This is a genomic window from uncultured Arthrobacter sp. (assembly GCF_902805515.1).
GTDB lineage: Bacteria > Actinomycetota > Actinomycetes > Actinomycetales > Micrococcaceae > Arthrobacter_D.
Map to the genome: position 1 here is coordinate 7555 of NZ_CADCTE010000054.1, position 6807 is coordinate 14361.

Genomic DNA, 6807 nt, shown 5'->3' on the forward strand with positions numbered 1-6807 from the left:
CACACCTACCTGCTGCTCAAGGAAAGGGCTGCCGCGTTCCGCGCGGACCCCGAGGTCCAGGCTGCGCTTGCCGCGTCACGGGTATCGGAGATCAGTGAACCGACGTTGAACCCCGGGGAGGGCTACGAGGCGCTGCGGGCGGACCGCTCGGCTTATGAGGAGTTCGACGCCGACGCCTACTTCAACGGCAAGGGCTTCGGATTCGTGAAGCTTCAGCAGCTCTTCATCGAGCACCTGCTCGGAGCCCGCTGAGCCATGGCCCTCGTTGCAGGCGTCGATTCGTCCACCCAGAGCTGCAAGGTCGTCGTCGTAGACATCGAAACCGGGGCCGAAGTCCGCAGCGGCCGTGCCCTCCATCCGGAGGGCACCGAGGTCCACCCGGAGGCGTGGTGGCGGGCCCTGCGGTCCGCCCTGGACGCGGCGGACGGACTGGGGGACGACGTCGAGGCCCTCTCGGTCGCGGGCCAGCAGCACGGAATGGTGCTGCTGGGCCGCGACGGCAGGGTCCTGCGTCCGGCGCTGCTCTGGAATGACACCCGGTCCGCCGGAGCCGCAGAGGCGCTCATCGACGAGGTGGGCCTCGAAGAACTGGTGGGCCGGACGGGCCTGGCGCCGGTTGCGTCCTTCACCAGCACCAAGGTGCGGTGGGTGCGTGACGCCGAGCCGGGCCTCGTGCCGGAGATCGCCGCCGTCGCCCTCCCCCACGACTGGCTGACCTGGCGGCTGCGCGGCTACGGCCCCGCGGGCGAGTCGCCACTCGGCCCGGTCCTCGAGGAACTGGTGACCGACCGCTCCGACGCCAGCGGCACCGGCTACTGGAACCCGGCGACGGGCGCCTACGACGTCGACCTGTTTCAACAGGTCCTCGGCCGTCCGGCGCGTGAAGCGGCCGGTGCGGGAGCAGATACGGAAGAAGGAGCGCCGGGCGTTTCCGCCGAGGTACTCCTCCCCCGGGTCCTTGCACCGGAAGCCTCGGCGGGCATGGTGCACCCTTCGTACCTCCCGGCTCCGCACGGACGCATCCTCCTCGGAGCCGGTGCGGGCGACAACGCGGGAGCGGCCCTTGGGCTGGGGGCCGAGGAGGGCGACGTCGTCGTGTCCCTCGGCACCAGCGGGACCGTCTTCGCCGTCGCGCCGGAGCCGGTTGCGGACGCCTCCGGCACCGTTGCGGGGTTCGCCGACGCGGGCGGATTGTTCCTTCCCCTCGTGGCGACCCTCAATGCGGCCCGCGTGCTGTCCTCTGTGGCGGGCATCCTCGGGGTGGACCATGACGGGTTTGCGGCACTTGCAGCGGAGGCCGCCCCGGGGTCGGGCGGGGTGGTCCTGGTTCCGTACTTCGAGGGCGAGCGCACCCCCAATCTCCCGACGGCGAAAGCCAGCTTCCACAATCTCAGCATCGCCTCGAGCACCCGGAGCAACCTCGCCCGGGCAGCGGTGGAGGGCATGCTGTGTGGACTGGCCGACGCGCTCGACGCCGTGCGCGCCGCCGGCGTCTCGCCCCGGCAGATGCTGCTGATCGGCGGAGCGGCACAAAACACCGCTGTGCAGCAGGTGGCGGCCCAGGTGTTCGACCTGCCGGTGCGGGTGCCGGCCCCCGGCGAGTACGTTGCCCGGGGTGCGGCGGTCCAGGCGGCGTGGGCCCTGGCCGGTTCCAAGCCGCACTGGCCCGTGGACACGGTGCAGGACCGGGAGTCCGACCACCGGCCGCACATCCGTGAGCAGTACCGCGCCGCCGTCGGCACTGTGGTGTTCCAGCCGGTGATGGCCTAGCCGTCCGACCGGACGACAAACCGGGCAGAATGAGGCACCACCCTCCGGAGGGTGGTGCCTCTTCCGTTTGCTGCCTCATTCTGGTGGGACCAGTCCGGTCGGGCCGGGCTTCCAGCCGTCTCTGTGGAGGCCGCCGCGTCCCGGCCGCTGCGGGCGCCGGGTCTCCCCGGTGCCGGGCTCTACGTGCCGGGTCCTGCGGCGGGCTCTGGGCTCTGCGGCGCCGGGCACTGGGCTTCTGCGGCGCCGGGCACTGCGGGCCCTTCCAGGGGAGTGCCGCCCCGGGCAGCAGACAGCCCGCTCCCGGCCTGACCGGAAGCGGGCTGTTTAGTCCCGGAGCGCCTTGGGGGTCAGAGCGCCTCAACTCGGACAGGGCAGTGCAGCCGCCGCGTGTGGTCGACCGTTCGGATCTCCCCCGTCAAGGCGAGAGGCGCCGTGAGGCGGATGTCGCTGCTTGAGGCGCCGAGGCGCAGCTCGAGCCCTCCCGGCTCGACGATGCGCAGCCCGTCCCGCCCGGTGAAGGACGTGACATCGGCGGGGACGGTGAAACTCACCCGCGCCGAGCCCTGCGCCGGAAGGGGAACCCGGGCATAGGCGATCAGCCGCTGGACCGGCCGCACGACGGACGCCACCGGATCGTGGAGGTAGAGCTGGACCACCTCCACGCCGTCGCGCTCCCCCGTATTGGCGACCGTCAGGCTCAGGGTGACCTCGCCGTCCGTCGGCGCGGTCTCCGCGGTCGTCTCAAGATCCTTCCAGGAGAACCGGGTGTAACTGAGCCCGTGGCCGAACCCGAACGCCGCCGTCGGGTCGATATTGGAGACGCCGTTCGCCTGGGCCAGCGGAGCTGCAAGATAGGTTGACGGCTGGGCCCCCGGTGTCCCCGGGATACTGACGGGCAGGCGTCCGCTCGGGTTGATCCGCCCGCTCAGCACACCTGCGACCGCCGCTGCGCCTTCCTCTCCCGGGAAGAACCCCTGCACGATGGCCGCGGCGCCGGCTGCGGCGGTGCCGAGGGCGTAGGGGCGCCCGGTCAGCAGCACGGCGACGACCGGCTTGCCGGTCGCGATCAGTTCATCGAGCAGCTGCTGCTGCACACCGGGAAGGGCCAGGGACTCCACGTCGCAGCCCTCACCGCTGGTGCCTCGGCCGAACAGGCCTGCCCGGTCGCCGAGGACGGCGACAACGACATCGGCTCCCGCGGCGACGGCGAGGGCCTCACCGAATCCGGTGGTGGCGGTGCCGTCGATGGTGCAGCCGGCCGCCACCGTGATGTCGCTGTCGCCGAATTCCCGGCGGAGGGCGTCGGCGACCGTGGGGATGGACAGGCCCACTTCAACATTGGGATGCTGCTCCCCAACATGGGCCGGGAAGGAGTAGCAGCCGAGGAAGGCACGGTGCGTGTCGGCGTTGGGGCCGATCACCGCGATCCGGGGCGCCCGGGTGAGCGGCAGGATGCCGTCGTTGCGCACCAGGACGATCGACTGTTCCGCGAGGCTGCTGGCGATCTCCCGGTTCTCCGGGCTGTCGAGGTCGATGACGGGTGCGGCGGAGGCGGTGCCGGCGAGGGGGGCAGGGCCGGCGAGCGCCGTCGGTATGGGCGACCAGTCCGGGTCGAGCAGGCCCAGGTCCAGTTTCTGCCGCAGGACCCGCCGCAGTGCGCGGTCCACGAGGTCACCGCCCAGCCGGCCGCCCTCGATCTCACCGATCAGGTGCTCCCCGAAGGTGTGCACCGTGGGCAGTTCGACGTCGACGCCTGCGACGAGGGCCGCCGCCGCCGCTTCGCCGAGCGTCCCCGCTACCCGGTGGAGCTCCTTGAGGAAGGCAATCCCAAAGTAGTCCGCCACCACTGTTCCGTCGAATCCCCAGGTGTCCCGCAGGAGTGTCGTGAGCAGGGAGGTGTCGGCCGCGGTCGGCAGACCGTCGATGTCAGTGTACGCGTGCATGACCGAGCGCACCCCGGATTCGCGGATAGCCATCTCGAACGGTGGCAGGAGGACGTCCGCCCGCTCACGTTCGCCGACCGAGACCGGCGCGAGGTTACGGCCGGCCTTGGAGGCCGAATAACCCACGAAGTGCTTGAGCGTCGCGACGATCCCGGCACTTTCGAGGCCCTGCACGTACGCCGTCGCGATGGTCCCGATCAGGTAGGGGTCCTCGCCGATGGTCTCTTCGACCCGCCCCCAGCGGGCGTCGCGCACGACGTCGAGCACCGGGGCGAGGCCCTGATGGACTCCCACCGAACGCAGGTCCGCGCCGATGGCCGAGGACATGGTGCGCACCAGCCCGGGGTTGAAGGTCGCACCCCAGGCCAGGGGTACGGGGTAGGCGGTGGCCTTCCATGCGGCGAAGCCCGCCAGGCACTCCTCGTGGACGAGCGCGGGGATGCCGAAGCGGTTGGCCGCGGCGATCCGCTCCTGGGTGCGCTGCAGCGACAGGGCGCCAAGGCCCGGTTCCACGGGAGCCGTGCCGAAGGGCCGGGTCAGCTGCCCCAGCCCGTGGGGCAGGAGCTCGTCGAGGTCGACGGCCTCGTTCATCTCGTGCTGGTGGGGTGCCACTTCCCCGCCCTCGGTATTGGCGCCCACCCAGACTCCGACGAGCTGGGCGACCTTCTCCCGGAGGGTCATGGCCCGGATCAGGGCGTCGACCCGTTCCTCCGGGGTTACCGCGGGATCCCGCCAGGGGGCATCGTTGAGTGTTGTTTCAGTCATGGCTACTTTCCGCCAGCGCCCATGAGGCCCTGGACAAGTGCGCGGCGCGCGAACAGGTAGACGAGCAGGACGGGGACCATTGAGAGGGTCACTGCGGCGAGCAGGCCGGGAATGTTGATGCCGTACTGGGTCTGGAAGTTGAATAGGCCGAGGGTCACCACGCGGGTGTCCTCGGACTGGGTGAGGATCAGGGGGAAGAGGAATCCGTTCCAGGCCTGGAGCGCCGAGAAGACGGCGATGGTGGAGAGGCCGCCCTTGGACAGCGGCAGGACCAGCCGGAAAAAGGCCCGCGCAGGGCTCGCCCCGTCCATGGCCATGGCCTCGTACAGCTCGCCGGTGATGTCGCGCATCGTGCCGCTGAGGATGAGCGTGCAGATGGGCAGCGCGAAGGCCGCTGTGGGCAGGATGACGCCGATCAGGTTGTCGTACAGCCCCACCGCATTGATCAGGTAGAACACCGGCACGATCACCGCCTGGGCGGGAATGGCAAGGCCCAGCAGGAAGAAGCGGAAGACGAACGACGCCGCCCTGCTCTGGCTGCGCACAATCGCGTAGCTGAGCGGCGGCACCAGCAGCAGGACGATCGCGACGACGCCCACCGTCACGGCAACGGTATTCAGGAAGTACCGGCCGAAGCCGCTGGTGATGGCGTCCGCGTAGTTCTGCAGCGTGAAGCTGGTCGGGAAGGACAACGGGCCGTTGTCCCCGAACTCGGCACGGGTCTGGAAGGTGCCCGAGACCATCACGTACAGCGGGATCGCCACGACCAGCAGCCAGAGGAAGGAGCCGGCTCCGGCGAGGTAATTGGGGCGGGGCTTCATTACAGTCCTTCCAGCGAGCTGTTCATCTTGTCGTAGCCGGAGACCTTGACCACCACGAGGGAAATCGCGGTGGCAACGACGACGAGCACCAGGGCGATCGCGCTGCCGACACCGAAGTCGAAGCTCTGGAACGCCTCCTGGTACATGTAGAAGGCGGTGATGGTGGTGTCCGTGCCCGGGCCTCCGTTGGTGAGGATCAGCACGGTCTCGAAGGTCGTGAGGCCGCCGACCACCATCAGGATGATCGAGGTGATGGCGGTGTTCCGCAGCTGCGGAAGGGTGATCGCGAAGAACTGGCGCGCCATGCCGGCGCCGTCGATCGCCGCCGCCTGGTACAGCACGGGCGGGATGCCGCGCGCCGCACCCTGGTAGATGAGGGTGTGGAAGGGCGTGAACTGCCACATTCCCACGAAGATGAGGACCCCGATGGCCCCGGACTGGGTGCCCAGCAGGTTGCCGTCACCGAAGAGCCATGAGAGCTGGCCTGGGATACCGAAGTTTGGATCCAGGAGGGCCCGCCACAGGACCGAGATCGCCGCCGAGGAGAGCAGCAGCGGCACGAAGTAGATGGCGCTGAGCACCGCCCGGTTGCGCTGGTTGCCGGCTGCCCAGACGCCCAGCAGGATGCTGAGCGGCGTCTGGGTGACCACGCCGAGGACGATGAAGAGGAGGCTGAGCCAGAGGCTCTTGAGCATCACGGGATCGGCGATCAGCGTCTCCCAGTTCTCCAGCCCCACGAACCGGGGGTCACCGAGCCCGCTCCACGAAGTGAAGGACAGGACCGCCACGGCCGCGAGCGGCACCAGGGCGAAGAGGGCGAAAAAGATGGTGGCAGGCAGCGCCCAGGCGAAGCCCGGACGGCCCACGGAGGAAGCGCCGGAGCGGGCCGGGCGGCTCACGGTGGAGCCGCCCGGCGCCGGCCGCCTGCCGGTAGCAAGCATTGTCATGGCGTGACCTACAGACCCTGCATGGCCTTGATGAAGCCGTCTTCATCAATGTCGCCGCTGAAGAACTGCGACACGGCGTTGTGGATCGTCACGGTCGCCTCCGGCGGGTAGGCCTGGTCCCAGGAGAGCTGGAAGTGCGGCGCGTCCTTCACCAGGTCGAACTGGTACTTGGCGTACTCGGGATCGGCTGCCTCGCCGAGGAACTTCTCGGTGTTCGTGGTGGTGGGCAGGTTGCCGATGGCGACCTGCTCCTTCACGAATTCGTCGGAGTACATCAGCTTGAGGAACTCGGCGGCTTCCTCGGGGTACCGGGTGTCCTTGTGGATGGAGTAGAAGTTGTTGGTGTTGCCCGCGAGGTTGTCCGGGTCTCCTTCACCCCCCTCAATGGCGGGGAACTCGCTGTAGCCAAGGACCTCCTCGGCGAAGGCCGGGTCCGCGTCCTGTTGGGTGGCGTATTCCCACGAGCCCATCAGTTCGAATCCTGCACGGCCGCTGGCCAGCAGGGCGGGGGAACCGCCGTCGGTGAACTTGACGGAGTCGAAGTTGGTGCCGAAGGCTCCG

At 69.5% G+C, this 6807-nt stretch carries 5 protein-coding genes and 1 pseudogene; 2 read left to right on the forward strand and 4 right to left on the reverse strand.

Translation table 11 applies throughout. The features are described 5' to 3' along the window. Positions 1 to 252 (forward strand): annotated as a pseudogene (locus QZX79_RS04345) (xylose isomerase); the annotation flags it as partial. 3 nt (positions 253 to 255) lie between these two features. Then, positions 256 to 1770 carry an FGGY family carbohydrate kinase gene (locus tag QZX79_RS04350; protein WP_294565195.1) on the forward strand — a complete coding sequence of 505 codons (1515 nt, stop codon included), beginning with the start codon at positions 256 to 258 and terminating at the stop codon, positions 1768 to 1770. A gap of 347 nt (positions 1771 to 2117) precedes the next feature. Here the strand turns inward: QZX79_RS04350 and QZX79_RS04355 are convergent, their stop codons facing one another. The 4 genes from QZX79_RS04355 to QZX79_RS04370 all read right to left on the reverse strand — a co-directional run. Next, entirely contained in the window at positions 2118 to 4478 is a 2361-nt protein-coding gene (locus QZX79_RS04355) for a beta-glucosidase (RefSeq protein ID WP_294565197.1), read from the reverse strand. A gap of 2 nt (positions 4479 to 4480) precedes the next feature. After that, positions 4481 to 5299, reverse strand: coding sequence for a carbohydrate ABC transporter permease (locus tag QZX79_RS04360; protein WP_294565200.1), 819 nt, complete (start codon positions 5297 to 5299; stop codon positions 4481 to 4483). After that, the gene (locus QZX79_RS04365; RefSeq protein WP_294565203.1) at positions 5299 to 6246 is read right to left on the reverse strand and encodes a carbohydrate ABC transporter permease; all 948 of its coding nucleotides are present in this window, start codon (positions 6244 to 6246) and stop codon (positions 5299 to 5301) included. The genes QZX79_RS04360 and QZX79_RS04365 overlap by 1 nt, the downstream gene beginning before the upstream one ends. A gap of 8 nt (positions 6247 to 6254) precedes the next feature. Continuing rightward, on the reverse strand, positions 6255 to 6807 hold a 553-nt coding region (locus tag QZX79_RS04370), incomplete at its 5' end, for an extracellular solute-binding protein (protein ID WP_294565205.1).

Bases quoted from the DNA above. Each gene is read 5' to 3' on its own strand.
- QZX79_RS04350 (WP_294565195.1), top strand. From the start codon at position 256: ATGGCCCTCGTTGCAGGCGTCGATTCGTCCACCCAGAGCTGCAAGGTC.
- QZX79_RS04355 (WP_294565197.1), bottom strand. From the start codon at position 4,478: ATGACTGAAACAACACTCAACGATGCCCCCTGGCGGGATCCCGCGGTA.
- QZX79_RS04360 (WP_294565200.1), bottom strand. From the start codon at position 5,299: ATGAAGCCCCGCCCCAATTACCTCGCCGGAGCCGGCTCCTTCCTCTGG.
- QZX79_RS04365 (WP_294565203.1), bottom strand. From the start codon at position 6,246: ATGACAATGCTTGCTACCGGCAGGCGGCCGGCGCCGGGCGGCTCCACC.